The following is a 25,548-nucleotide window of genomic DNA, read 5'->3' as shown; positions in this document are numbered from 1 at the left end:
CGCACGGTGACCTGCAACGCTCCAATGGCCGGCTCGGCCGACCAGGGGCACTCCAGGCGCCCCGCCGCCCAGCCCGTCAAGGCCTGACCCGGCCGGACGGCGCGGCCCACTCCTGCCGCGCCCGATTCCGTACCTCCGGCCGGGTACCGGGCGTGTCGCGCGCCCTCCTCTCCCCGCGACCGCGAGGCGCGTGAACGGCTCCGGCGGCGCGTGAGGACCCACCGACGCCAAAGCCCGGCACAGAGGCCGGGCATGCGATTGACGGTGGCGTTCAGACGACCCGCCACCGTCACGAGGATTCGAGGTCAGCTGTCCTTGGCCGTCCAGCGGAACGTCTTCAGGCACAGCAGCAGCGCGCCGACGCACCAGGCGCCGAGCACGAGGGCGGTCATCGGGAGCTGCCACGAGCCGGAGGGCTCCAGCGCCGCCGCGTGTTCCGGCAGGAACACCGAGCGCATGCCCTGGGTGATCCACTTGAGTGGGAACAGCGACGCGAAGAACTGGAGAATGCCCGGCACGTCGGAGAAGGGCATGAAGACGCCGGAGCAGAACTGCACGATGAGGAACGGCAGCGTGATCACCGCGTTGGCCCCGCGCGTCGACTTCGGCAGGCTGCCGGCCGCGATGCCCAGGAGCGCGCAGGCCGTACCGCCGAGCAGCAGCACCCAGGTGAACGTCAGCCACCGGTCGAGAGACGTGGGCACCTGGATGCCGAACAGCAACGCTCCCACCGTGACCAATATGGCCACCTCGGCGACCATGCACACCAGGACCTGGATGACCTTCCCGCCGAAATACGCCATCCGCGGCAGCGGCATGCCGTAGAGCCTCTTCAGGGTCCCGTCATGGCGTTCCAGGGCGATGTTGATGCCCAGGTTCTGGAAGGACGTGCCCATCACGCCGGCGCCGATCATGCCGGCCGTGAGGATCTGGGCGCCCGTGATCCCGGCGATGGCCGGCTTGTTGATCTGCATCGCGCCGAGCAGCATCAGCATGATCGCCGGGAGCGAGAAGATGACGATGAACTGGCTCTTGGTGCGGAAGAAGCTCCTGAGCTCCAGCCCGCCGCGCTTGAGCGCCAGGCCCCAGGCGCCGGGCAGGCTCACCGAGCTCGCGGCGGGGATGCGAGTCGTCGGTCTCGACATCGTGGTTGTCACGGCTGGTCTCCGATCAGGCCGAGGTAGATGTCTTCGAGGGTCGGCCGGGTCACGGCCAGCTCCGGGATCTCCCCCTCGAACTGGCGGCCCAGCTCGGCGACGACCTGCGTGGGCGTCGCCGTCTTCACGCTGCGCTCCCCGTCCGGGCCGGCCCAGCTGACGGTGGCCATCGCCTGCGCGCGGCCGGCCAGCGTGGCCGGCTCCCCCAGCGCGACGACCTTGCCCCCCACGATCACTCCCACCCGGTCGGCCAGCGCCTCGGCCTCGTCCAGGTAGTGCGTGGTCAGCAGGATGGTGGTGCCCTCGTCGGCCAGCTGCGAGATCAGGTCCCAGAACTGGCGGCGCGCCACGGGGTCGAACCCCGTGGTGGGCTCGTCCAGGAAGACCAGCTCGGGATTGCCCACGACGCCGAGCGCCACGTCGACCCTGCGCCGCTGGCCGCCGGAGAGGTGGCGGGTGCGCACGTCGGCCTTGCCGGTGAGCCCGACGAGCTCGATCACGTGGTCGGGGTCGCGCGGGCTCGGGTAGTAGGTGGCGTAGTGGTGCACCATCTCCCGGACGGTCATCTCCGCGGCGTCGGTGGCCGACTGCAGCACGATGCCGAGTCTGGCGCGCCAGGCCCGGCCGGCCTGGCCGGGGTCCTCGCCGAGCACGCTGATGTCGCCGGCGTCGCGGCGGCGGTGCCCTTCGAGGATCTCAACAGTGGTCGTCTTGCCTGCGCCGTTGGGGCCGAGGAGCGCGAACACCTCACCCCTGGCGATGTCCAGGTCGACGCCGTCAATGGCGACCACGTCGCCATATCGCTTACGCAGCTCACGTACCCGCACCGCTGTATCGCTCATACCCATCAGGGTTGGGGATCGGCTCCGCCACCGACACCCCTATTTAGGGTTTCACCTGGTCAAACGTCTAAGCCGCAGGTCGGACCCCAAATCAAGGAGCTGACCCCCTATCAACCGTTCGGAGGATGTCGGAAGTCGCGGCCACCGATGATTCTGTAAACATGACAGTCATCGAAATCGAGGGCATGAGTAAGAGCTACCGAGGCAAGCAGGTTCTCGAGAGCGTATCCCTGAAGGTGGAAAAGGGCGAGGTCTTCGGGATCGCCGGCCCCAACGGCGCCGGCAAGACCACGACCGTGGAGTGCATGGCGGGCCTGCGGCAGCGCGACGGCGGTGTGCTGCGCGTGCTGGGCCTCGACCCGCAGACCGACCGGCGCCGGCTCCTTCCGCGTGTCGGCGTTCAGCTGCAGGAGGCGGCGCTGCCGGACGCGCTCAAGGTGGGCGAGGCGCTGAAGATGTACGCCTCTTTCTACGAGAAGCCCGCCGACTGGAGGGCGCTCATGGACGAGTGGGGGCTGACCGAGCGGCAGCGCTCCAGCTTCAGGAGCCTGTCGGGCGGCTGGAAGCAGCGCCTGTTCATCGCGCTGGCCCTGGTCGGCAACCCGGAGGTCGTCTTCCTCGACGAGCTCACCACCGGCCTGGACCCCTCGGCCCGCCGCATGACGTGGGGCCTGGTCCGCGAGATCCGCGACCGCGGGGTGACCGTCGTGCTGGTCACCCACTTCATGGACGAGGCCCAGGCGCTGTGCGACCGCATGGCGATCATCGACCAGGGCCGCGTCATCACCCACGGCACCCCGGGCGAGCTGAAGGCCCAGGGCCGTACCGAATCGCTCGAGGACGCGTACTTCGCTCTGACGGGAGGGCAGGCGGCATGAGAGGCATCACTCAGGTCATCGCGGTCGAGCTCAAGCTGATCGCACGGGACCCCATGTCGGCGTTCTTCGCGCTGGCCTTCCCCGCGATCATGCTCTGGGTCAAGCTGCGCAACGGCGGGTCCCTTCCCAGCGGGCTGTCGCTGGCGGACGCCAACGTGCCGATGCTGACCACGTTCGTCATCGGCATGGCCGCGCTGGTCATCCTGCCGGCCACGGTCGCCCAGTACCGGGAGCGCCTGGTGCTGAAGCGGCTGCGGGCCACGCCGGCCTCGCCCGGCATGCTGTTCGGCGCCCAGTGGGTCGCTCACATGCTGCTGGCCGTGTTCGGCACGGCGCTGCTGGTGGCCATCGGCTTCTTCGTCTACGGCGCGTCGGCCCCCGCCAACGTGGGCGGCGTGGTCGTGGCGTGGCTCCTCGCCGCGCTGAGCCTCAGCGCCATCGGCTTCCTGCTCGGCGCCGTGGTCCCCTCCGGCCGCGGCGCGACCGTGATCGGGCTGAGCCTGTTCTTCCCGATGGTCTTCATCTCCGGCGCCATCATCCCCCGCGAGAGCATGGGCGGTTCGATGCGGGCGATCGGTGACCTGACCCCCATGGCACCCGCCGTCCAGGCCATCCGCGCCGGCTGGGAGGGCCAGGCGATGTCCCCGATCTCGCTGGCCGTCATGCTCGCGATCTGCCTCGTGGCCGGCGGCGTCGCCATCAAGGCCTTCCGGTGGTGAGCAGCGTCGACCGTGAAGGGCCGGGGCCGGTGGTCACCTCCACCGGCCCCGGCCCTTCACGATGGGACCGGGTCTGGCCCTATCTGCCCTACCTGTTCATCCTGCTTCCGGCCGGCTTCTCCCTGCTGCAGAACTGGCGGCCGGACACGCTGGTCCTGGCGCTGTTCGCGATGGCCTGGCACTGGTTCATGGTCGGCGCGCACCCGGAGTGGATCAGGCACCGCCTCGTCGCGCTCGTCTACTTCGCCGTCCTGCTCGCCGCCATCGGGGCGCTGGTCAGCATCGACTCGGTGTTCACGGTGGCCGGTCCGGCGGTGTTCATCCAGTCCTTCGTGCTGCTGCCCCGCTGGTGGGCCTACGCCGGGGTGGTCGCGACCGCGGGGGTGCTGGTGTCGATGCGGCCGGAGGCCGGGCGGAGCCCGGGCCAGATGCTCTTCTCGTTCCTGGTGGCCGCGCTGGTCGCCTCAGCGGTCGGCCTGGTCGTCCAGACCATCTCCGACCAGAACGAGAGCCGCAGGGTGATGATCGCGCAGCTCCAGGAGACCGGCGCGCGGCTGGCCGCCCTCGCGGCCGAGAACGCGAACCTGCAGGCCCAGCTGCTGACCAGGGCCCGCGAGGCCGGAGTGGTCGGGGAGCGGCAGCGGCTGGCCAGGGAGATCCACGACACGATCGCGCAGGGTCTGGCCGCCATCGTCACCCAGGTGGAGGCCGCCGAGGAGGCGCTCGACGACGTCAGGGCGGCTCGTGCCCGCCTTGACACGGTTCGCATGCTGGCCAGGGACAGCCTGAAGGAGGCCCGCCGGTCGGTGCAGGCCCTGCGCCCCGCGCCGCTGGCCGAGTCGCAGCTGCCGGCCGCGCTCCAGGACGTCTCCGGCAAATGGTCGCAGGCCAGCGGCGTGGCCTCGTCCCTGGAGGTCACGGGCGAGGCCCGGCCGCTGCACGCGGAGGTGGAGATCACCCTGCTGCGGGTGGCGCAGGAGGCGCTGGCGAATGTCGCCAAGCACGCTTCCGCCGGACGAGTTGCCCTCACTCTGTCGTACATGGAAGATGTCGTGGTGCTGGACGTACGCGACGACGGAGCCGGTTTCGCCCCCGAGGCACCGGGCCTGCCGGCCGCGCCCGCCTCCGAGGCGGGCGGTTTCGGCCTCCTGTCCATGCGCCAGCGCGTGACCAGGCTTGCGGGCGACTTCCAGATCGAGTCGGCCCCCGGCGAGGGCACCGGCATCTCCGCCGCCGTCCCCGCCATACCCGCCGAAACGGGCCTCGAGCCATCCGACCGATCCAGAAACGCCGGGTGAGACATGCCGATTCGGCTGATCATCGTGGACGATCATCCGGTCGTCCGCGACGGGCTGCGCGGAATCTTCACCGACGACGAGTTCGAGGTGGTCGGGGAGGCGGGTGACGGGTTCGAGGCGCTGGCCGTGGTGGAGCGCACCAATCCCGACGTCGTGCTCACCGACCTGCGCATGCCGAGGATGAAGGGCGCGGAGCTCATCCGCCGGCTGCGCGAGCAGGCGCCCGACGTCCGCGTGCTCGTGCTGACCACGTTCGACGACGACGTGGACGTGCTGCCGGCCATCGAGGAGGGGGCGACCGGCTACCTGCTCAAGGACACCCCGCGCGCCGAACTGCGCCGCGCCGTGCAGGCGGCGGCGCGCGGCGAGACCGTGCTGTCCCCCTCGGTGGCCGGCGTGCTGACGCAGAAGTTGCGCGCGCCGCGCCAGCAGCCTCTCAGCCGCCGCGAGCTGGAGGTCCTGTCGCTCATCTCCCGGGGCGCCACCAACCGCGACGTGGCCAAGCGGCTGTTCATCACCGAGGCCACCGTGAAGACGCACCTGCTGCACATCTTCGCCAAGCTCGAGGTCAACGACCGTGCGGCCGCCGTCGCCGCCGCCTACGAGACGGGCCTGCTCAGGCCGGGCGCCGACAGCTGATTAAGGGCACCTAGGGGTGTGCCGCCCCTGCGGGCGCTTCGTACCGTGGAACAGGCGGCCGTTCCATCTCTACCCGAGGGCACCTTTCCCGCCCCGGACGCGACGAGTCAAGCGGTGTGTCAAACATGGCCACCGCATTTCCTTTTCCCCTGATGAATTCTTTCGCGTGCCGCCGAATCGGTTCCTGAAGATCGTCCGGAAGGATTTGGAGATGAGCTCATGAACACGCTTGCCCTGGCCGACCCGAGGGCCGAGCTGGAGATCGTCGGCGGCAAGGGGGAGTCCCTGGCGCGCCTGGCCAGGGCCCGGCTGCCCGTGCCGGCGGGTTTCCACGTCACCACCGATGCCTACCGCGACTTCGTGGCCCGCCATGGTCTGCGCGAGGCGATCCTGTCCGGGGACGCCGAGGAGATCCAGGCGCTGTTCGCCGGGTGCGAGATCCCGCCGGAGATCGCCGAGGACATTCTGGCCTCGTACGCCGCGCTGGGCGAGGACGCCGCGGTGGCCGTCAGGTCGTCGGCGACCGCGGAGGACCTGCCGGGGATGTCGTTCGCCGGGCAGCAGGACAGCTATCTCAACATCCGCGGCGCCGAACAGCTCCTTGACGCGGTCAGGCGCTGCTGGGCCTCGCTCTGGACCGACCGGGCGATCGCCTACCGCGACCGCCACGACATCCCTCGGGACCAGGTGGCCATCGCCGTCGTCGTCCAGGAGCTGGTGCCCGCCGACGCGGCGGGCGTGCTGTTCACCGAGGACCGGGTCTCCCCCCACGACCGGCTGACCATCAACGCCGCATGGGGGCTGGGCGAGGCGGTCGTCGGCGGCCTCGTCACGCCCGACACGATCACCGTCGACCGCGCCGGCCTCACGGTCGTCGAGGAGCGGATCGCGTCCAAGGCCGTCATGACCGTGCGCACCCCGGACGGCACCCGGGAGGAGCCCGTCCCGCCCGCCAGGCGCGACGAGCCGGTCCTGACCTCGGCGCAGGCGACCCGGCTGGCCGAGTTGGGCCTGGCGATCGAGGAGCTGTACGGCCGCGCGATGGACATCGAGTGGGCCCTGCACGACGGGCGCCCGCACATCCTCCAGGCCAGGCCGATCACCGGCCAGCGCGAGGTGTGGAACGACTCGCTCCAGGGCGACTACCTGTGGACCAACGGCAACCTGGGCGAGGCCATCCCCAGCGTCATGACGCCATGCACCTGGTCGCTCGTGCAGGCGTTCATCGCCGAGATCATGGTCGTCGGCGACCTCGGCGGCCACCCCATCTGCGGGAACATCGGCGGCCGCGTCTACATGAACATGAGCCTGACCGCCTCCCTCGGCAAGGCGCTCGGCATGACCAAGAAGATCAAGGACTCCCAGGAGCCGATCTACGGCAGGCTGCCGGAGGGAGTGGGGACCCCGCTGCTGCCGATGTCGCGCTGGCAGACCCTCAGGGCGGCCAGGCCGATGGCGGGCGGCCGGCGCGAGATCCAGAAGCTCGTAGCGCGGATCCCCGAGTACATAGCGGACGCGCCCCGCCGCACGGAGGAGCTCCGCGCCATGATCGCCGAGAGCGACGACCTGGTCGCGCTCTGGCAGAGCGAGATCGAGCCCAGGTTCGACGAGTGCAACCGCATGCTGGCCGCCGCGGCCCGCCAGGACGCCGGCTCGCTGGTCTACCTCGGCGCCCGGCTGACGAAGCTGGTCGGAGAGGCGGACGCCACCGTGCTGATGTCCGGCATCCAGGCCCGGGACGGCCGGCTGGAGAGCCTCGGCCCGCTGCTCGGGCTGGCCCGGCTCAAGCGCGGCGAGATCTCCCGCGAGGAGTACGTCCGCAGGTACGGGCACCGCTGCCCGGACGAGTTCGAGGTCTCGGCCGCCCGGCCGGTGGAGGACCCGGCGTGGATCGACGAGCAGCTCGCCGGCCTCACGGTCGACCCCACCAAGCTGCTCGAACGCCAGGAGGCGGCGAGCGCGGCGGCCTGGCGGCGCTTCCGCGAGCGTCACCCGAGACAGGCCGAGAAGTTCCGCCGCCAGATCGACCGCTGGGAGGCGATCGTCCGCTCCCGCGAGGAGACGCGGTCGGAGATGATGCGCGGCTTCTGGATGGTGCGCGACTTCGTCCTGCGTGCCGGCGAGGTGACCGGGCAGGGCGACGATCTGTTCTTCCTGACGGTCGAGGAGATCCTGGGCGTGCTGCGCGGCTGGAACCGGCCGCTGTCGTACGTCGCCAGGCGGCGGGCCACGTACGAGCTGTACAAGGCGCTGCCGCCGTACCCGGGCATCATCCGCGGCCGGTTCGACCCCGAGCGGTGGGCCGCGGACCCGCACCGGCGCGGCGACGTGTTCGACGCCGAGGACACGGCGGCGCCCCCCTCGCAGACCATCAGCGGCTTCCCCGGCGCGGCCGGCGTGGTCGAGGGGACCGCCCGGGTGCTGGCGTCGGTGGCGGAGGGCGACCGGCTGGGCGAGGGCGAGATCCTCGTGACGACCGTGACGAACGTGGGCTGGACGCTGCTCTTCCCGCGCGCGGCGGCGGTCGTCACCGACGTCGGCGCTCCCCTGTCGCACGCCGCGATCGTCGCCCGTGAGCTGGGGATCCCCGCCGTCGTCGGGACCAGGAACGCCACGATGCTGGTGCGGGACGGCGACCGGATCCGCGTCGACGGCAGCAAGGGCAGCGTCGAGGTGATCGGCGAGTCGGCGCGGGAGCGGGAGGAGGCGCTCGTCCTGAGCTGAGGCCACGCGGAAGGCGCCGGGCTCTCCAGGAGCCCGGCGCCTTCGTGGTGTTCGGCCCGGTTTCAGCGGGTGGCGGTGAGCAGCCGCATCCCGAGCGGCAGGTCGAGCAGCCTGCCGGGGGTCAGGTCGGCCTCCTCCAGGAGCGCGCGGTACTCCGCCTCGGTGCGCTCCCGTCCCCCGGTCATCACCATCATGTGCAGGTCGTACGCGAGCGGCAGGTACGAGTCCTGGCCGACGACGCGTTCGACGACGAGCAGCTCGGCCCCCGGCTCCATCGCCTTGGCGCAGTTGGCCAGCAGGACGGCGCAGCGCTCGTCGTCCCAGTCGTGCAGGATGCGCGAGAGCACGTAGACGTCGCCGCCCTCCGGCACGGCGTCGAACAGGTCGCCGCCGACCAGCTCGCACCTGTCCAGCACGCCCATCCGCGCCAGGTGCGCGGGCGCGGCCTCGACCACGTCCGGCACGTCGAACAGCACGCCGCGCGCCGCGGGGCTGCTCCGCAGGACCGTGGCCAGCAGGGCGCCGGTGCCGCCGGCCAGGTCGACCACCCGGCGCGCGCCGGAGAAGTCGTAGGCGTCGGGGACGCCGCGGAAGAACGAGGCGCCCGCCGCCATTCCCCGGTTGAAGACGGCCGCCTTGCCCGGGTCGCCGGCCAGGTGCGCGAAGACGGGTTCGCCGTGGACGTGCTCGAACGCCGGCTCGCCGGTGCGGACCGCGTGTGCCAGGCCGTCCCAGGCGGAGGCGAAATAGTCCTCGCCGTAGAGGGTGGCCAGCGGGCCCAGCGCGTCGCCGCGCAGCTGCGCCCCCATCGGGGTCAGTCCGTACCTGTTGTCGGCGTCGGCGTCGGCCAGGCCCACGCCGGCCAGCAGCCGTAGCAGGCGGTGCAGCGCGTCCGGGTGCGCGCCGACCTCCTCGGCGATCTCCTCGGGGGCCAGGCGCCGCCCGTCGAGAGCGTCCGCGACGCCCAGGCGCACCGCGGCGAAGGTCGCCTGCGCCACCCATCCTCCGGTGAGGATGCGCATCAGATCCTGCTCCATCGAATCCTTCCTCAGGGTGTGGACGGCCACGCGGTGGCGACGGCGCGGGACAGCTCCGCGATGACGTCGCCCTGCCGCGGCACGAGGTAGAAGTGGTCGCCCTCCATCACGCGGACGGCGAATCGGTCCCTGGTGAGCTCGCCCCATCGCGCCGCCTGCGCGGCGGTCACCTCGGGGTCGTCGCTCCCGAGCAGCGCGGTGACGGGGCAGGCGAGCACGCCGCCCGGCCGGTGCCGGTAGGTCTCGTCGACCCGGTAGTCGTTGCGTACGGCGGGCAGGGTCAGCGCGCGGATGTCCGGATCGTCCATGAGCTCCCGGTCCACGCCGCCGAGCCGGACCAGCTCGTCCACCAGCTCGTCGTCGGAGCGGGCGTGCGTGTCGCCGGGGCGGTGCTCGTGAGGGGCGTGCCGGCCGGAGGCGAACAGGTGCGTCACGCCCCTGCCCCTGGCCTCCAGCGCGCGGGCCACCTCGTACGCGATCAGCGCCCCCATGCTGTGCCCGAACAGCGCCACCGGCCGGTCGAGCAGCGGCGCCATGGCGTCGGTGACGAGCTTGGCGAGGTGGACGGCGTCGTCCACGAGCGGGGCGGCGCGGTGATCGCCGTGTCCCGGGTACTGCACGGCGCGTACCTCGACGGAGTGCGGCGCGTCCCCGTGCCAGCTCCGGTAGAAGCTCGCGGAGCCGCCCGCGTGCGGGAAGCAGAACAGCCGCAGCCCGGCGTACGGCCTGGGCCGGTAACAGTGGAACCAGTTCATGTGAGCTCCGCGGCGGACAGGGGTCGTGGTGCCGTCTGGACCAGCAGTTCGGGCCGGCCGATCGCGGCGGTGGCGTCGAGCCAGAGGCGGCTGAGCGTCAGGTGGTACTGGCCCTGGCGCAGCGGATCCCGCCCTTCCTCGACGTCCTGGCGCAGCTCCGACAGCGCCCGCCGGACGCCGTCGGGCCACACGGAGGTGACGATGTCGTGGAAGGTGGGCGCGTGCGCCGGTCCGATGGTGGTGGCGCTGGGCAGGCGCAGGTGGTCCGCGCCGGTGTCGAAGCGGTCGTCGGCGTCGCGGCCGACGTACATGCGGGGGCTCCACACGAGCGGGCCGTGCGTGTTGACGAGGGTGAGGCTGCCGCCCTCCGTCCCCACGGTGACGCGGTGGAGCAGGTGCAGGTGGGCGTCGGGGTCGTTGGGGGCGATCTGGTTCTGCACCCGGAGGGTCAGCGGCACGCCGCCGACGGTTCCGGTGAGGCAGGTGAACGGTGTGCCGGGGGCCGTGGCGGTGAACGTCCACGGGCGTAACGCGCCCAGGGCCCGGCCGAGGATGTCGAACAGGGCGTAGGCGACGTGGACGCTGCAGGCGGCGTCCACGTAGAGGGGCCGCTGGAGCTCGAACAGGCGGCGGGCGGTCTCGATGAACCGGCGTACCGGGTCAAGGTGGACGTACAGGGTGTTCACGTGGTGCACGGCGGAGGCGGCCCGGGCGGTGCGCAGGCAGCGGGCCAGCTCGTCGGCGTGCAGCGGATGCTCCTGCAGCACGTGCACGCCGCGGGCCAGCAGGGCGCCGGCCAGCTCGCTGCCCTCTCCCCCGACGACGCCCGACCGTACGACCACGCAGGCCAGGTCCGCGAGCTCGGGCACCTGGTCGGGGTCCGTGAGCAGCGGAACCCCGTGCTCCTCGGCGTACGCGGCGGATCGGGCGCTGCCGCGGGCGAGGACGCCGGTCAGCTCGAAAGGGCCGTCCCGCAGCGCGGAGAGGTAGACCTGGCCGAACTTGGTCCCGCACACCACCACCCGCTTCACAGCGCGCCCTCCTCGAACACCGGCGCGACCAGGTCGATCGGCGCCACCGCCTCGGTGATCTCGATCTTCGCCACGGGCTCCAGGTCCGCCAGCACCCGGGCCGGGTCGAGCACGGCGTCGGCCTGGTGGAGCCCCGCCGCCACCTCGCCGCGGAGCACCGCCATGGCCGCGTGCGCGGCGACCGCGGCGGTGAGCGCGTAGGAGTCGTGGGTGCGCAGTGCCAGGGTGCGGGTGCCGTGCGGGCCGCTGAGCTGGAAGAGCAGGACATAGTACGGGGTGCGCCCGGCCAGTTCGAGCTCGGCCGCGCGCGTCAGGTCCGCGGCCCGGCCGGCGGTGCTCGCGGCGGCGAGGACGCCGTCGCCGGTGATGACGTTGTACCAGCGGGCCTCCGCCAGCCCGAGCTCCCCGGCCACCCGCTCCGCCTCGGCGCTCAGGTAGGGGTAGGCGGTGACCGGCCCTGGGAAGTAGGGGAGCTGGACGTCGTGGACGGGGGTCAGGGCGCGGGCGACCCTGGCGCCGTCGCGCCACGCGGCCAGCGCGGCGCCCCGCTCCTCCTGGCCGGCCAGCAGGAAGTCACCGGCGGCGGCGGGAGTGAGCCGGTCCAGCCCGCCGGTGTAGACGTCCAGCCGAAGCCCGGCGTTCGGGGAGGCGAGGGCGGCCAGGTGGCGGGGTACGAGTCCGGTGAGGCCGGGGAGCATTCCCGCCGACAGCACCGCCGTACGTCCCTGCGTGCCCGCATCGGCCTGGGCGAAGGCGGCGGCGTCACCGGCGGCGTCCACGTAGTCGGCCCCGGCGGCGAACGCGGCCCGCGCCACCCGGTCCCGCAGGAGGTAGGAGGGGCCCGCGCAGTTCACGACGACCTGGCAGCCCGCGCAGAAGCGGGCGAGCTCGGCCGCGTCGAGCGCGTCCACCTGCCACGCCTCGCCGTGCCCGCCCAGCTCCGCTTCGACGAACCGCCGGGCCGCCGCCCCGTCCCGCCCGCCCACGCGCAGCCCCGGGTGATCGGCGAGCAGGCGGGCCGCGGTGCCGCCGACCGCGCCGTAGCCGCCGAGCACGCCGATCACGCGGTCACCTCGGTCACCAGCTTCGCCACGTCGGCCGCGTACGGCCCGCTGAGGCAGCTGAAGTGGTCGCCCTCGATGTCGAGCGCGGTGAGCCGGCCCAGGCAGAGGTTCTGCCAGAAGTCCGTCATGTCGTCCTGCAACGTCGGCACGAGGTTGGTGACGCCGCGCTGGCGGAGGAACGTGATGTCGCCCGCGTACGGCTCCGGGTCGTAGTGGGTGACGGCCGTGAAGCTCTGCCGGAAGACCCGGTAGGCCAGCTCCACCCGCTCCTGCGGATGGCCGAGGGCGCGGGCGACGGCGGCCAGCCGGTCCGTGGGTGAGGTGGCGGCCAGTTCGGCGAAGTGGCGGCCGATCTGCGCGAGGCCGGGATCCGCGCTGCCGGCGAGCGCGGCCAGGCTGCCCTCGGGCACGTGTCCGGGCGACGACTCCAGCACGACCCTCAGAGCCCCGGCGAGGTCCCCGGCGGGGTGGCCGAGCCGCGCCGGGTCCAGGCCGCAGGCCTGCGCGAATCCGTACTCCAGCATGAGCTCGTCACTGATCCGGTAGGGGAAGCGGGAGCTGCTGATGACGGTGAGCCCGTCGACGACCGCGCCGCTCTCGGTGAGCCTGCGGGCGACCTCGGTGGCGATGAGGCCGCCCATGCAGTAACCCACGATGTGGTAGCCGGCCGCGCCCCCCTCGATCAGGAGCCGCGCGTACGATCCGGCCAGCGATTCCACCGTTTGCGCGGGGTCCAGCTCCAGGTAGCGTTCCGCGTCGTTGATCACGAGGCCGAGCAGCGGCGTCCCGGAGAGCTCGGGGACGAGCGCCCGGTACGGGGTCAGGGTGCCGGTGCCGTCGTGCAGCAGCACCCGCACCGAACCGCCCTTCGTCCCGTCCCCGGACAGGCGTACCAGCGGGCTGGCGTGCGTTCTCGGCAGCCCCTGCTCGCGGTCGTCGCGGGCCTGGCGGAGGTGGGCGGCCAGCGCGGCGACGGTCGGCTGGTTGACGAGCTGGCGGACCAGGCTGTCCCAGTAGAAGCCGCTCGCCTCTTCCAGCTCCTCGCGCACCCGCCCGGCCAGGCGGGTGACCAGCAGGGAGTCGCCGCCCAGCGCGAAGAAGTCCTGGTCGCGGTGGACGCGCGGGAGCCCGAGCAGCTCGGCCCAGAGGGCGGCCAGCCGCCGTTCGAGGTCGTCGCGCGGCTCCTCGCCGCCGGCCGCGCTCTCACCGGCCGTGCTGGGCAGGAGGGTACGCAGCCGCGCCCGGTCGATCTTGCCGTTGTCCGTCAGCGGCAGCTCGTCGACCACCTGGACGTGGGCCGGGAGCATGTAGTCGGGCAGCCGCTCGGCGAGGAACGCCCGCAGCTCCGCCAGGTCGATCCGCTCACGGTCGTCGGGGAAGCGGGCCGCGAAGACGCACTGCCCGAGGGACACCAGCGGGTCGCCCGGCCCGGGCAGGCAGGCGAGGGTACGGGCGCCTGCCCCGCGCAGCAGGTCCAGCCACTCGTCACGGGTGACGAACGTCCGGTCGCGGCCCTGCCGCACGTCGGCGTAGTCGTGCGGGTTCATCAGGAACTCCATCGAGCTCATGATCTGGACGTGCTCGCGGGTGGTCTCGATGAACACCAGCCACCCGCCGGGCACCAGCAGCTCGCGGAACCTGGCCAGCACGGCGGCGGCGTCGTGGGAGTTGTGCAGGACGTTGGCGCAGAGGATGACCTCGAAGGAGTTCGGCTCGTAGCCCTGGGCGCGGTAGTCGGCGTTGATGTCAAACAGGCCGTACCGCACCCACGGGTGGTCCGCGAACCGTTCGGCGGCCTGGGTGAGGAAGAACCGCGACAGGTCGGTGAAGACGTACTCGACCTGGTGTCCGGCCAGCTCCGGGATCAGCTCGGCGCTGGTGCCGCCCACGCCCGCGCCCGCTTCCAGGACGCGCAGCGGCCCGCCGGTGTGGTGCTCGGCCACGCGGCCGACCACCGCGCGCACGATGCGGTTGACGTACCGGCTGAGCACGTTGTCCTTGTACGCGCCCTCGGCCGTCCCCACGTCACCCTCGGGGAACAGCAGCTCGCGGGCGTCGAGCTCGCCGCGCATCAGCTCGGGCAGGTGCGTGGTGCTGACCCGCAGGAACCTGACCAGCTCGGCCCCGTAGTCGAGCCCCTCGGTCAGGATCCCGACCCGGCGCCACAGCGGCTCCACGCCGGTGTCCCCGCGCAGGTTCCGGTACCGCCCGTCGGGGTCGCGGTCGAGCCGGCCGCGCTCGTGCAGCGCCGTGAGCCAGCGCCGGACGAGCCGGTGGTGGTCCGGCGCGACCCGCGCGGCGGCCAGGATCTCCTCGAGCGCGTGGCCGTCCGCGGTGGTGAACAGGCCGCCCGTACGGAGCGCCGCCGCCATCGACGCGAGCGCGATCTCGTCGAGCGTCTCGGCCACCGCCACGACGCGGGCCAGATCGACGCCCTCCAGGGCCGCGACCGCCGCCACCTCGGCCACACCCGCGACATCGAGCCCGCCACCCTCAGCCTCCGCGTCCGGTGCGCCGTTGTCCTTGCAGGCGGCGGCCTGAGCGAAGGCGATCAGGCGGCGTTCCAGCGCGCGGTCGCCGTCCACGATCACGGTCCCGGCCGCGACCGCGGGGTGTGCCTGCAGCGCGGTCTCCACCTCGGCCAGCTCGATCCGATGGCCGCGGATCTTGACCTGCGAGTCCTCCCTGCCGAGGAACTCGATGTTGCCGTCAGGCCGGTAGCGGCCGAGGTCGCCGGTGCGATAGAGGCGCTCGCCGCCGTGGCACACGAAGCGCTCGGCGGTCCTGCCCTCATCGCCGAGGTAGCCGATCGCCACGCCGGAGCCGCCGATGAACAGCTCTCCCGGCACCCAGTCGGGGCAGGGTCGCATGGCGGCGTCGAGCACGTGGAAGGTCTGGTTGGCCAGCGGCTTGCCGTACGGGACGCTCACCCAGCCGGGCAGCGCGTCGCCGACGGGGTGGTAGATGGACCAGATCGCGGCCTCCGTGGCCCCGCCCAGGCTGATCACGTCCAGTCCCGGCACGCGGCGGCGGATCTGGCCGGGCAGCGCCACCGGGATCCAGTCGCCCGACAGCATCGCCAGCCTCAGCGTGGGCAGCGCCACCGCGGGCTCCGCGTCCAGGTAGTGCTGGAGCATCTGGAGCTGCGCGGGCACCGAGTTCCACACGGTGACCCCGTGCCCGGCGGTGAGCTCGGCCCAGTGGGCCGGGTCGCCCCGGCGTGACGGGTCCGGCAGCACGAGGGCCGCCCCGACGGCGAGCGGTCCGAAGATGTCGTAGACCGACAGGTCGAACCCCAGGCCGGCCAGCCCGAGCACGCGGTCGTCCGGGCCGACGCCGAAGCGGGCGCTGATGTCGTCGATGGTGTTGCGGGCGGCCCGATGGCTGATCATCACGCCCTTGGGCACGCCCGTCGAGCCGGAGGTGTAGATGACATAGGCCAGATCGTCAGGATGCCGCCGGACGCCGTCCCCGGCGTGGGCCAGCGAGAAGGCGTGGCCGGCGATCCAGTCGTGCTCGGCGTGGGTCGGCGGGAGGGTGTCGACGGCGATCCAGTCGTGCTCGGCGTGCCAGGACTGCGTGAGCACCAGGCGGGCCGAGGCGTCGGCGAGGATGCGGTCGCGCCTCGCCGGTGGCTGCCCGGTGTCGACGGGCAGGTAGGCGCCGCCGGCCAGCAGCGTGCCGAGCACGGCCACGACCTGCTCGACCCCCTTGTCCATGACCACGGCGACGATCTCGCCGGGCTGGTGCCCCACCTCGCGCAGCGCCCGCGCCACCCCGGCGGCCCGGCCCAGCAACTCGCCGTACGTGATCGAGCCGGCGCCCGTGACGACGGCGGTTCGTTCCGGTGTGCGGCGTGCCTGGGCCACGACCTCCTCGTGCAGCAGCCCGTCCGGGAGCGGCGCGGCGGTGGCGTTGACGAGGGCGCGGCGGCGCGCCTGCGCTCCGGGCAGTTCGACGGGGTCCTCCGACGACCAGGCCTCGTCCGAGGACAGGCCGTGCAGGAGCGCGGTGAACGCGGCGAACATGTCGTCCACGAGCCCTTCGGGGAACACCCCCGCGCGCACGTCCCAGTTGACCAGCAGCGCGTCGCGGTGCTCCTTGACCTGGCAGTCGATCCACACCTGGGGCGTCTGGCTGATGCCGTACTCCGGCGTGCCGTGCTCGGCGTCGTCACGGCCGAGGCCGATGGCGCTGGTGAACACCACCGGCATCAGCGCGGCGTCCCGGCCGCGCCGGCGGGCCAGCTCGCGAATGACCTCGATGCCGCCGCAGCGGCGGTGCTCCATGTCGGCGAAGAGCTGCCGGCCGATGGCGTGGGCGCGCTCGGCGAAGGACCGGCCGGGCGTGGTGTCGACGGCGAGCAGGTTGAGCGTGGTGAAGTCGCCGACGACCCGGTCGATGTACGGGTGCAGCGGCGGGCGGTCGAGCAGCGTCAGGTTGAGCGTGAACCTGGGCCGCCGGCTCCACCTCCCGATGACCTCGGCGTAGGCGGCCAGCACGGCCTGCGACGGCGTGATGCCGGCCGCGGCGGCCCGGGTGCGTAACCGCGCCCATTCCGCCGGCTCCACCCTGCTCTCCCACCGCCCGAACCGGGCGTCCACGGCGGCCTGGTCGAGCGCGGGCAGTTCGGGCGCGGGCGGCAGGTCGTCCATCCGTTCCCACCAGTAGGCGCGATCCCGGTCGTAACGGGCGCTCTCGCGCTGAGCGCGCAGGGCCAGCAGGCAGTCGCGGAAGCTGACCGGGACGGGTGGCAGGTCGGCGTCGGGGTTCTCGTGCAGCAGGTGCAGCTCGCCGAGCAGCAGCTGGATGCTGACGTAGTCGGCGATGAGCAGGTCGATCGAGGCGTGCAGGAGGGCTCCGCGATCGGTGAGCGAGATCCGCAGCTCGAACAGGGGCCAGCTGCCCGCCGGATAGACCGTGTTCGCCATCTCCTCGCGGACGGCGGCGAGCCGCTCCTCCGGATCGGTGCCGCGCAGGTCCGTCACGCGGACCTCGTAACCGGGGACCTCGGCGAGCACCTGCTGGTGACCGTCGGGGTGGATCACGGCGCGGAGCATGTCGTGGCGGGCGATCAGGGCGCGCCACGCGGCCTGCACCCGTTCCGGGTCGAGCCGGGGGAAGGAGACCTCGACGTAGCCGTGGCAGGCGACTCCGCCGTAGCCGAACGCGTCGTTGCGGCCGAGCAGGTAAGCCTGCTGGACGTCGGTCAGCGGGAAGGGGTCGAGGCGGCGTTCGGGCTCGGGCCGGACCGTCTCGGCCTCGGACTCGCGGCGCAGGTGCGCGATGATCTCGGGCTTCGCGCCGATCAGCGCCGCCCGCCGGTCCTCGGTCAGCGCTCCCTTGGGCGCCCGGAAGCGGAGGCTGCCGTCGTCCTCCCACAGCCGGATCCCCGCGGCCTCCATGTCGGCGATGAGTTCGTGTACGGCCGGTGCCTGGGTCACAGCACGCCCTCTTCCGTCTCTTGGGTGTCATCCGCCGTCAGGCCGATCGCCTCGGCGCAGTCGGCGATGGTGGGAGTGGCGAAGAAGCGGCGCAGGGACAGCTCCACGCCGAGCCGCCGCCGTACGATCTCGGCGAAACGGGTGGCGAGCAGGGAGTCGCCACCGAGAGCGAAGAAGCTCTGGCCCCGGCCTGGCGACGGGATCTCCAGCAGCTCGGCCCACAGCTCGGCGAGCAGCGCCTCCGTGCCCGGGCGTGGGGGGTCGTCATCCGGCAGAGGTTCCAGCCGGGTGGACAGAGCACCCCTGTCGATCTTGCCGTTGGCGGTCAGCGGCAGCCGATCCAGTACGGTGATCGTCGGCGGGACGGCGTAGCCGGGCAGCCGATCGGACAGGAACGAACGCAATTTGTCGAGATCGACGTCCTCAGGGGTGACGAAAGCGGCCAACCGGCGCTGCCGCCGATCTCCCACCGCGACTGCCACCGCACGGGCCACCTGCGGAGACGCCTCCAGGGCTGCCTCGATCTCCCCAAGCTCGATCCGATGCCCCCGGATCTTGACCTGGTGATCGGCTCGTCCCAGGAACTCCAGCGTCCCGTCCGGCCAGTACCGGCCCAGGTCCCCGGTCCGATACCAACGCTCGCCGCCGCTCTCGACGAACTTGGCCGACGTCGTCTCCGGATCTCCCCGATAACCGATGGCGATGCCGGCACCGCCGATCCACAACTCCCCCGCCACCCAGTCCGGACAGTCCCGGCCACGCCCGTCCACCACCCGGTAGCGCTGATTACGCAGCGGCAACCCGTAAGGAATCGACGTCCAATGTGCCGGGACCTGATCCACCTCCCACGCGTTCGACCAGATCGCCGCTTCCGTCGCGCCGCCCAACGCCACCAACCGGCACTCACCTTGGGCCGCCAGCCGCGCATGCAGGTCCAGCCCCACCCAGTCACCCGACACCAACGCCAGCCGCAAACTCGGAGCTGTCGTGTGCAGGAGCATGTCGAGCAAGGTCGGGACGGTGTTCCAGATCGTCACCCCGTGCGCGGCGCACAATCGGGCCCAAGCCTGCGCATCCCGCCGCTCCTCCTCCTGCGGCAGGACGAGCGCACCGCCTGCCGACAGCAGGCCGAAGATGTCGAAGACGGACAGGTCGAAGTCCAGCGCCGAGACCGCCAGGACCCGATCGTCCGGACCTACGCCGAAACGCTGGTTGATGTCCTCGATCGTGTTGAGTGCCGCCCGATGAGAGACCTCCACTCCCTTCGGCTCTCCGGTCGACCCCGACGTAAAGATCACGTATGCCGACATATCCGGCGCGACCATCACCGGCTCAGCCAGCCCCTGCGCCGCCTCGGGCAGACCAGTCAGGACATGGCACGCACCCGCCCGCGACAGGATCCGCTCCCGCCGGGCGACCGGCTGATCCACCCCCACCGGGACATACACCCCACCAGCGGCAAGGACACCCAAGACAGCCGCGACCTGGTCCGGTCCCTTCGGCAGCACCACCCCCACCGCATCGCCCGTTGCGACCCCAGCCGCCCGCAGATGCCCCGCCACCTGCAACGCCTGATCCGCCAGCGCGCCATACGACACCACCTGACCGTCAGCGATCAACGCCGCCCGATCCGGCTCACGGGCGGCCCACCCGAAGAACCCCTCGTGCAACACACCCTCCGGCAACGGACCCGAAGTGGCGTTCACCCGCTCCCGCACCACCACCTGCCCAGCAGGCAACCCCACCGGAGCAGCAACCGACCAATCCCCCTCCGCCAGCCACTCCAACAGCTCCCCGTAGGCGGCGAACATCGCGTCCAGCGCACCCGGCGCGAACAGCTCCTCCACCGCGTCCCACCGGACCAGCAGGTCGCCCTCGATCTCCCCCACCTGGCTGTCCAGCCAGACCTGCGGGGTCTGCGACACGCCCCAGACCTGCTCGGCGAAGGAGGGGCCGAACGCGCCGCCGCCGGCGACGCCGAGCGTGCTGGTGAACACGACCGGCATGGTCATCTCGATCGAGTCGCTCCGCCTGGCCAGCTCCCGCATCACCCAGACCGCCGACACCTCGCCGTGTTCGAGCCCGCGCCACACCTCTTCCTGCAGCCCGCGCGCCCCGCCCAGCCAGCCGGCTCCCGACCGGTAGCCGGCGAGGAGGAGGGAGGTGAAGTCGCCGAGCACGCGGTGGATGTCGGGGTGGACCTCCCGCCTGTCGAACAGCGTGAGGTTGAGCGTCAGCGCCTCCTGGCCGCTCCACCTGCCCAGGACCTCGCCGAAGGCGGCGGCCAGCACGGTGGCGGGGGTCAGCTCGTGCCGCCTGGCCAGATCCGTGATCGTACGCCACCGCTCGGCCGGTATCCGGAGCTCGCGGCGGGCGAACCGGGGCCGGTCGATCATCGCCGGGTCCACGCGCAGCGGCAGCCTCGGGGCGGGTGGCAGTTCGGGCAGCCGGCCGGCCCAGTATTCCTTGGCCGTCTCGAAGACCGCGGGATCGGGCTCCTGCGCGAGCACGTAGTCGCGGAACGACACCTCGATCGGCGGCAGGGCGGTCTCGGGGTCGTGGTAGAGCTGGTCGAGTTCGGCGAAGAAGACCATCATGCTGAGCGCGTCGACGATGATGTTGTCGAAGCTGACGCCGAGCCGTACCCCGCCGTCGTGGCGGGCGGCCCGCGCGTCGAACAGCGGCCAGCTGGACACGTCCAGCACCTGGTGCGACATCTGCTCGCGCAACTGCTCGACGCTGTCGACGGCGGCGACGGCGAAGCGCGGCACCTCGGGCAGGATGTGCTGGAGCCCGTCCTGGTCGAAGACCGCGCGCAGCATCTCGTGCCGCTCGATCAGCAGGTTCCAGGCCGTTTCCAGCCGTTCGAGGTCGATGTCGCCGTCGAACTCGGTGTAGAAGTGGCAGCCCACGCCGCCGAGCGTGAAGTGCTCGGCCCGGCCGAGCCAGTAGGCCCGCTGCACCTCGGTGGGCGGGAACGGGTCGTGCCGGTGCTCGATGTCCGGGACCAGCACGGGAGCGGGCGCAACCGCCTCCCCCACGGTGAAGGTGGCCGCGAAGTCCGCCAGCACGGGAGTCTCGAACAGCAGGCTCAGCCTGGCGTCGGCGACGCCTTCCGCACGCAGGCGCGCGATCATGCGGGTGGCGAGCAGGGAGTCGCCACCGAGAGCGAAGAAGCTGTCCGTGCGCTGTACGGCCGGGAGTTCGAGCAGGTCGGCCCAGATCTTGGCGAGCACGGTCTCGGCCGGTCCTACGGGCGGCTCCTGGACGATGCTCTCCGCTGCCTCGCCGATCAGGGCGGTGAGTGCACTTCTGTCGATCTTGCCGTTGGCGGTCAGCGGCAGCCGGTCCAGCGCGGCGATCGTCGGTGGGACGGCGTAGCCGGGCAGCCGATCGGACAGGAACGAACGCAGCTTGTCCAGATCGACGTCCTCAGGGGTGACGAAAGCGGCCAACCGGCGCTGCCGCCGATCCCCCACCGCGACCGCCACGGCGCGGGCCACCTGCGAAGATGCCTCCAGGGCTGCCTCGATCTCCCCAAGCTCGATCCGATGCCCCCGGATCTTGACCTGGTGATCGGCCCGTCCCAGGAACTCCAGCGTCCCGTCCGGCCAGTACCGGCCCAGATCCCCGGTCCGATACCACCGCTCACCCCCGCTCTCGACGAACTTGGCCGACGTCGTCTCCGGATCACCCCGGTAACCGACCGCTACCCCGGCGCCGCCGATCCACAACTCCCCTGCCACCCAGTCTGGGCAGTCCCGGCCGCGCCCGTCCACCACCCGGTAGCGCTGATTACGCAGCGGCAACCCGTAAGGAATCGACGTCCAATGCGCCGGGACCCGGTCCACCTCCCACGCGTTCGACCAGATCGCCGCCTCCGTCGCCCCACCCAACGCCACCAACCGGCACTCGCTCTGAGCGGCCAGCCGCGCGTGCAGGTCCAGGCCCACCCAGTCACCCGACACCAACGCCAGCCGCAAACTCGGAGCCGTGGTGTGCAGGAGCATGTCGAGCAAGGTCGGGACGGTGTTCCAGATCGTCACCCCGTGTGCGGCGCACAGCTCCGCCCAGCGTTGGGCATCGCGCCGTTCGCTCTCTTCGGGCAGTACCAGCGCGCCGCCCACGGACAGCAGGCCGAAGATGTCATACACCGACAGGTCGAAGTCCAACGCCGAGACCGCGAGGACCCGATCGTCGCGGTCCACGCCGAAACGCTGGTTGATGTCCTCGATCGTGTTCAACGCCGCCCGATGAGAGACCTCCACCCCCTTCGGCTCGCCCGTCGACCCCGACGTGAAAATCACGTATGCCGACATATCCGGCGCGACCATCACCGGCTCAGCCAGCCCCTGCGCCGCCTCGGGCAGACCAGTCAGGACATGGCACGCACCCGCCCGCGACAGGATCCGCTCCCGCCGGGCGACCGGCTGATCCACCCCCACCGGGACATACACCCCACCAGCGGCAAGAACACCCAACACCGCCGCGATCTGATCGGGCCCCTTCGGCAGCACCACCCCCACCGCATCGCCCGTCACGACCCCAGCCGCCTGCAGATACCCCGCCACCTGCAACGCCTGATCCGCCAGCGCTCCATACGACACCACCCGGCCATCAGCGATCAACGCCACACGATCCGGCTCACGGCTGGCCCACCCGAAGAACCTCTCGTGCAAAACGCCTTCCGGCACCGGCCCCGAAGTAGCGTTCACCCGCTCCCGCACCACCACCTGCCCAGCAGGCAACCCCACCGGAGCAGCAACCGACCAATCCCCCTCCGCCAACCACTCCAACAGCTCCCCGTAGGCGGCGAACATCGCATCCAACACACCCGGCGCGAACAACTCCTCCACCGCGTCCCACGCCAGATGCAGCCCGTGGTCGTACTCGTTGATCTGGTGATCGAGCCACACCTGCGGCGTCTGCGTGATCATCCAGCCGGGAGCGCCGAAGGCCTCGCGTACCTCCGGGACGATCAGTTCGGTGCCCAGGTTGCAGGCGAACACCACCGGAGCCCCGGTGTGCTCGCCGCCGCGGGCGAGGTCGCGGAGCACTTCGACGCCGGAGTACCCCGTGTGGCGCGCGTCGGCGCGGAAGCGGGCCTGCAGGGTTCTGGCGCGCTCGGCGAACGGCTGCGCCTCGGACAGGTCGGCGGCCACCAGGATCAGGTTGGTGAAGTCCGCGACCAGGTGGGCCACGTCCGGATGCACGGTCTCGTCCCGGTCGAACAGCGGCAGGTTGAGGAGGAAGCGCGGTTCGCCGCTCCACGCGGCGAGCACCTCGGCGTAGGCGGTGGCCAGCACCATGGCGGGGGTCAGCCCGTACGCGCGGGCCTGCTCCTGGATCCGCCGCCACGAGTCGAGGGACAGCCACCTCTCGCGCCGGACGAACCGGGGCCGGGCGATCCGGCCGGGCTCCACGGCGAGGGGCAGCTGGGGCGCGCCGGGGAGCTCGTCCAGGCGGCCGCGCCAGTACTCCTGGTCCCGTACGCGCCGCGCCGCGCGTTCGGCGTCGCGGGCCGCGAGATATCGGGGGAACGAGCAGGCCAGCTCGGGGAGCGGCCGGTCCGGGTCCAGGTAGAGCATGGCCAGGTCCCGCAGCAGGATCTGCAGCCCGAGCACGTCGGCGACCAGGAAGTCCACCTCGAAGTGCACCCTGGAGCGGCCGCCCGGCAGCAGCGACAGCCGCACGTCGAAGACCTCGCCCCTGGAGGCGTCGAAACGGCGGTGCGACAGCCGTCCCCTGACGGCCTCGGCGGCCTCCTCCCCGAGCTCCGTCAGGTCGTGCACGGTCAGGCCGGGCCAGGGGCTGGTGTCCGTGATCTGCTGGGTGCCGTCGTCGTGGAAGATCGCGCGCAGCATGCCGTGCCGGTCGATCAGCGCGCGTACGGCCCGCTCCAGCCGCGCCGGGTCGATGCCGGAGCCGTCGAACTCCAGGTACGCGTGGCAACCGACACCGCCGATGACCTGCCCGTCGCCGCGCCCGATCCAGTACGCCAGCTGGACCGGAGTGAGCGGGAACGGCGCCGCCTCGTCCACGACCGGCTCCGGCGCGGGGACCTCCACGGGCGGCGACAGTCGCGAGCTGACCAGCGACCACCAGGCCGCGAGCGTGAACTCCGTCGCCAGCTCGCTGAAAGCGATGCCGGCCCCGGCGCGCCGCCACCGCCCGGCCAGCCGCATCGCGCGGAGCGAGTCGAGCCCCAGGCTGATCAGGTCGGCGTGGTCGGTGACCGCCGAGGGGTCGAGGTCGAGCTGGCCCGCGATGTCGGCGCGCATCGAGTCGAGGGTCGGCGGAGAGGTGGAAGGGGCATGGGGAACGACGGCTTTGTCCGACACGAGAGAACCCGCCTATCGAGTAGTGCCTGCATCACGCCCGCGGCCGGGTGCGGACCCGGCCGCGGGTTCGTCAGAGGTTCGCGTTGGCCGCCTGCAGCCTCCGGGCGAGGCCGGCCGGCGTCGGCTCCTCGAAGATGTCCTTGAGCTTGAGCCGGATCTGGGTCTCCCGCTTGATCTCCTGCAGCAGCTTGACCGCCAGCAGCGAGTGCCCGCCGAGCGCGAAGAAGTGGCTGTTGGGGCCGAGATCGGTGCGGTTGAGCATGACCTTCCAGAGCGCCACCAGGGAGTCGACCAGCTCGTCCCCGCTCTCGGACGGGAGTTCCTCCTCCACGCTGTTCTCGGCGTCGCGCAGCTCCGTGGCCAGGCGGCGGAGGGCGGGGTAGTCGACCTTGTCGTTGCCCGTCATCGGGAACGCGTCCACGGTCACGTACTCCTGGGGGGTCGCGGCGTACGGGAGGGAGGCGCTGGCGTGCTCCCACAGCTCCGAGGTGACCTCGGGGCGCTCCGGAGCCACCACGAAGGCCCACAGGACGGCGTCGGCGCTGGGGTCGCCGACGACCACGACCGCGGCGGCCCTGACGTCCGGGTGGGTCAGCAGCACCCCCTCGACCTCGGCGAGCTCGATCCGGTTGCCGCGCAGTTTGATCTGGCGGTCGAGCCTGCCGAGGATCTCCAGCCGGCCGTCGGACGTCCACTGGGCCAGGTCGCCCGTGCGGTAGGACCGGCCGTACTGGGGGTGCTCGCCGAACCGCTCGGCGGTCAGCTCCGGGCGGTTGTGGTAGCCGATGGCCACCCCGTCGCCGGCGATGCAGAGCTCGCCCCGGGTCCCGATCGGCAGCGGGCGGCCGTCGGGGGCGGAGACGTACACCTTGGTGTTCGCGATGGGCACGCCCACATCGACGCGGCCGGCAGCCGGGTCGATGCGGCCGGAGGTGGACCAGATCGTGGTCTCCGTGGGGCCGTACACGTTGTAGAGCTCGCACCCGGTCGCGGACAGCCGTTTGGCCAGGACGGCGGGCATCGGCTCGCCGCCGCAGAGCACGCGGCGGCCGGCCAGCTGCCCGGCCACCTGGTCGATGACCAGGCGCCAGGTGGTCGGCGTGGCCTGGGCGACGGTGACCTCGTAGCGCCGCAGCGCCTCCGCGAGGGGTTCGCCCTGGGTGCGGGCGTCGTCCGGCGCGACGGCCAGCCGCGCGCCCGTCGTCAGGGGCAGGAACAGCTCCAGAGCGGAGATGTCGAAGCTGAACGTGGTCAGCCAGAGCACGGTGTCCTCCGCGCTCACGGCCAGCTGGTGCGCGAAGTGCGCGATCAGGTTGGCGAGGCTGTAGTGGTCGATCAGCGTGCCCTTGGGGAGCCCGGTGGAGCCGCTGGTGTAGATGAGGTACGCGCAGTCCTCCGGCCTGACGCTGCTGAACGCCGTCACCGTGCCGGAGACCGGCGTCACCGAGTCGACGGGCACGAGCGGCAGGACCGTACGGTCGCCGGAGACGACGATCCCCTCGCCCGCGAGGACCACGGCGGCGCCCGCGTCGTCGAGCTGGTAGTCGAGCCGCTGCTGGGGGTGGTCGGGTTCGAGCGGCAGGTACGCCGCCCCGGCGAGCCACACGCCGACGGCGGCC

The 25,548-nt window shown here is 72.1% G+C and carries 14 protein-coding genes; 5 read left to right on the top strand and 9 right to left on the bottom strand.

Annotation, left to right across the window (positions count from 1 at the left end; translation table 11 throughout):
* Positions 1–305: 305 nt before the first annotated feature.
* Together ACWDX9_RS37790 and ACWDX9_RS37785 are read right to left on the bottom strand one after the other, a co-directional pair.
* Positions 306–1,145 carry an ABC transporter permease gene (locus tag ACWDX9_RS37790; protein ID WP_449962868.1) on the bottom strand — a complete coding sequence of 280 codons (840 nt, stop codon included), beginning with the start codon at positions 1,143–1,145 and terminating at the stop codon, positions 306–308.
* Positions 1,146–1,153: 8 nt separating this feature from the next.
* On the bottom strand, positions 1,154–1,999 hold the full coding sequence (locus ACWDX9_RS37785; protein WP_350728278.1) for an ABC transporter ATP-binding protein: 846 nt from the start codon (positions 1,997–1,999) through the stop codon (positions 1,154–1,156).
* A 161-nt stretch (positions 2,000–2,160) separates the two neighbouring features.
* Here ACWDX9_RS37785 and ACWDX9_RS37780 point away from each other — a divergent pair, with 161 nt between their 5' ends.
* The 5 genes from ACWDX9_RS37780 to ACWDX9_RS37760 all read left to right on the top strand — a co-directional run bounded on the left by ACWDX9_RS37780 (position 2,161) and on the right by ACWDX9_RS37760 (position 8,257).
* Entirely contained in the window at positions 2,161–2,877 is a 717-nt protein-coding gene (locus tag ACWDX9_RS37780) for an ABC transporter ATP-binding protein (protein ID WP_449899499.1), read from the top strand.
* Entirely contained in the window at positions 2,874–3,596 is a 723-nt protein-coding gene (locus ACWDX9_RS37775) for an ABC transporter permease (protein ID WP_357744017.1), read from the top strand. The genes ACWDX9_RS37780 and ACWDX9_RS37775 overlap by 4 nt, the downstream gene beginning before the upstream one ends.
* Complete coding sequence (locus ACWDX9_RS37770) at positions 3,593–4,894, top strand: sensor histidine kinase (protein ID WP_449962866.1); 1,302 nt, start codon at positions 3,593–3,595, stop codon at positions 4,892–4,894. The genes ACWDX9_RS37775 and ACWDX9_RS37770 overlap by 4 nt, the downstream gene beginning before the upstream one ends.
* A 3-nt stretch (positions 4,895–4,897) precedes the next feature.
* Complete coding sequence (locus ACWDX9_RS37765) at positions 4,898–5,533, top strand: response regulator (RefSeq protein ID WP_185067987.1); 636 nt, start codon at positions 4,898–4,900, stop codon at positions 5,531–5,533.
* A 219-nt stretch (positions 5,534–5,752) separates the two neighbouring features.
* On the top strand, positions 5,753–8,257 hold the full coding sequence (locus tag ACWDX9_RS37760) for a PEP/pyruvate-binding domain-containing protein (RefSeq protein ID WP_449962864.1): 2,505 nt from the start codon (positions 5,753–5,755) through the stop codon (positions 8,255–8,257).
* A gap of 62 nt (positions 8,258–8,319) precedes the next feature.
* On the opposite strand, the gene ACWDX9_RS37755 is transcribed toward ACWDX9_RS37760, so the two are convergent.
* From ACWDX9_RS37755 to ACWDX9_RS37725, 7 genes are all read right to left on the bottom strand, one after another.
* Positions 8,320–9,294 carry a methyltransferase gene (locus ACWDX9_RS37755; protein ID WP_363979409.1) on the bottom strand — a complete coding sequence of 325 codons (975 nt, stop codon included), beginning with the start codon at positions 9,292–9,294 and terminating at the stop codon, positions 8,320–8,322.
* 11 nt (positions 9,295–9,305) lie between these two features.
* The gene (locus ACWDX9_RS37750) at positions 9,306–10,049 is read right to left on the bottom strand and encodes a thioesterase II family protein (protein WP_449962861.1); all 744 of its coding nucleotides are present in this window, start codon (positions 10,047–10,049) and stop codon (positions 9,306–9,308) included.
* On the bottom strand, positions 10,046–11,080 hold the full coding sequence (locus ACWDX9_RS37745; RefSeq protein ID WP_449962858.1) for a Gfo/Idh/MocA family oxidoreductase: 1,035 nt from the start codon (positions 11,078–11,080) through the stop codon (positions 10,046–10,048). Before ACWDX9_RS37745 ends, ACWDX9_RS37750 begins: the two co-directional genes overlap by 4 nt.
* Positions 11,077–12,144: a saccharopine dehydrogenase NADP-binding domain-containing protein gene (locus tag ACWDX9_RS37740; protein ID WP_449962855.1), complete on the bottom strand. Its 1,068-nt coding sequence runs from the start codon at positions 12,142–12,144 to the stop codon at positions 11,077–11,079. Before ACWDX9_RS37740 ends, ACWDX9_RS37745 begins: the two co-directional genes overlap by 4 nt.
* Positions 12,141–17,588 carry an amino acid adenylation domain-containing protein gene (locus ACWDX9_RS37735; RefSeq protein WP_449962852.1) on the bottom strand — a complete coding sequence of 1,816 codons (5,448 nt, stop codon included), beginning with the start codon at positions 17,586–17,588 and terminating at the stop codon, positions 12,141–12,143. The genes ACWDX9_RS37740 and ACWDX9_RS37735 overlap by 4 nt, the downstream gene beginning before the upstream one ends.
* Positions 17,585–23,869 carry an amino acid adenylation domain-containing protein gene (locus ACWDX9_RS37730; RefSeq protein WP_449962850.1) on the bottom strand — a complete coding sequence of 2,095 codons (6,285 nt, stop codon included), beginning with the start codon at positions 23,867–23,869 and terminating at the stop codon, positions 17,585–17,587. Before ACWDX9_RS37730 ends, ACWDX9_RS37735 begins: the two co-directional genes overlap by 4 nt.
* 130 nt (positions 23,870–23,999) lie before the next feature.
* The coding region (locus tag ACWDX9_RS37725; RefSeq protein WP_449962847.1) for a non-ribosomal peptide synthetase at positions 24,000–25,548 on the bottom strand (1,549 nt) is incomplete at its 5' end.

It is taken from the genome of Nonomuraea sp. NPDC003201, from assembly GCF_053590415.1.
The sequence above is the reverse complement of the archived record's forward strand: the minus strand, read 5'-3'. Positions and strand labels throughout refer to the sequence as shown.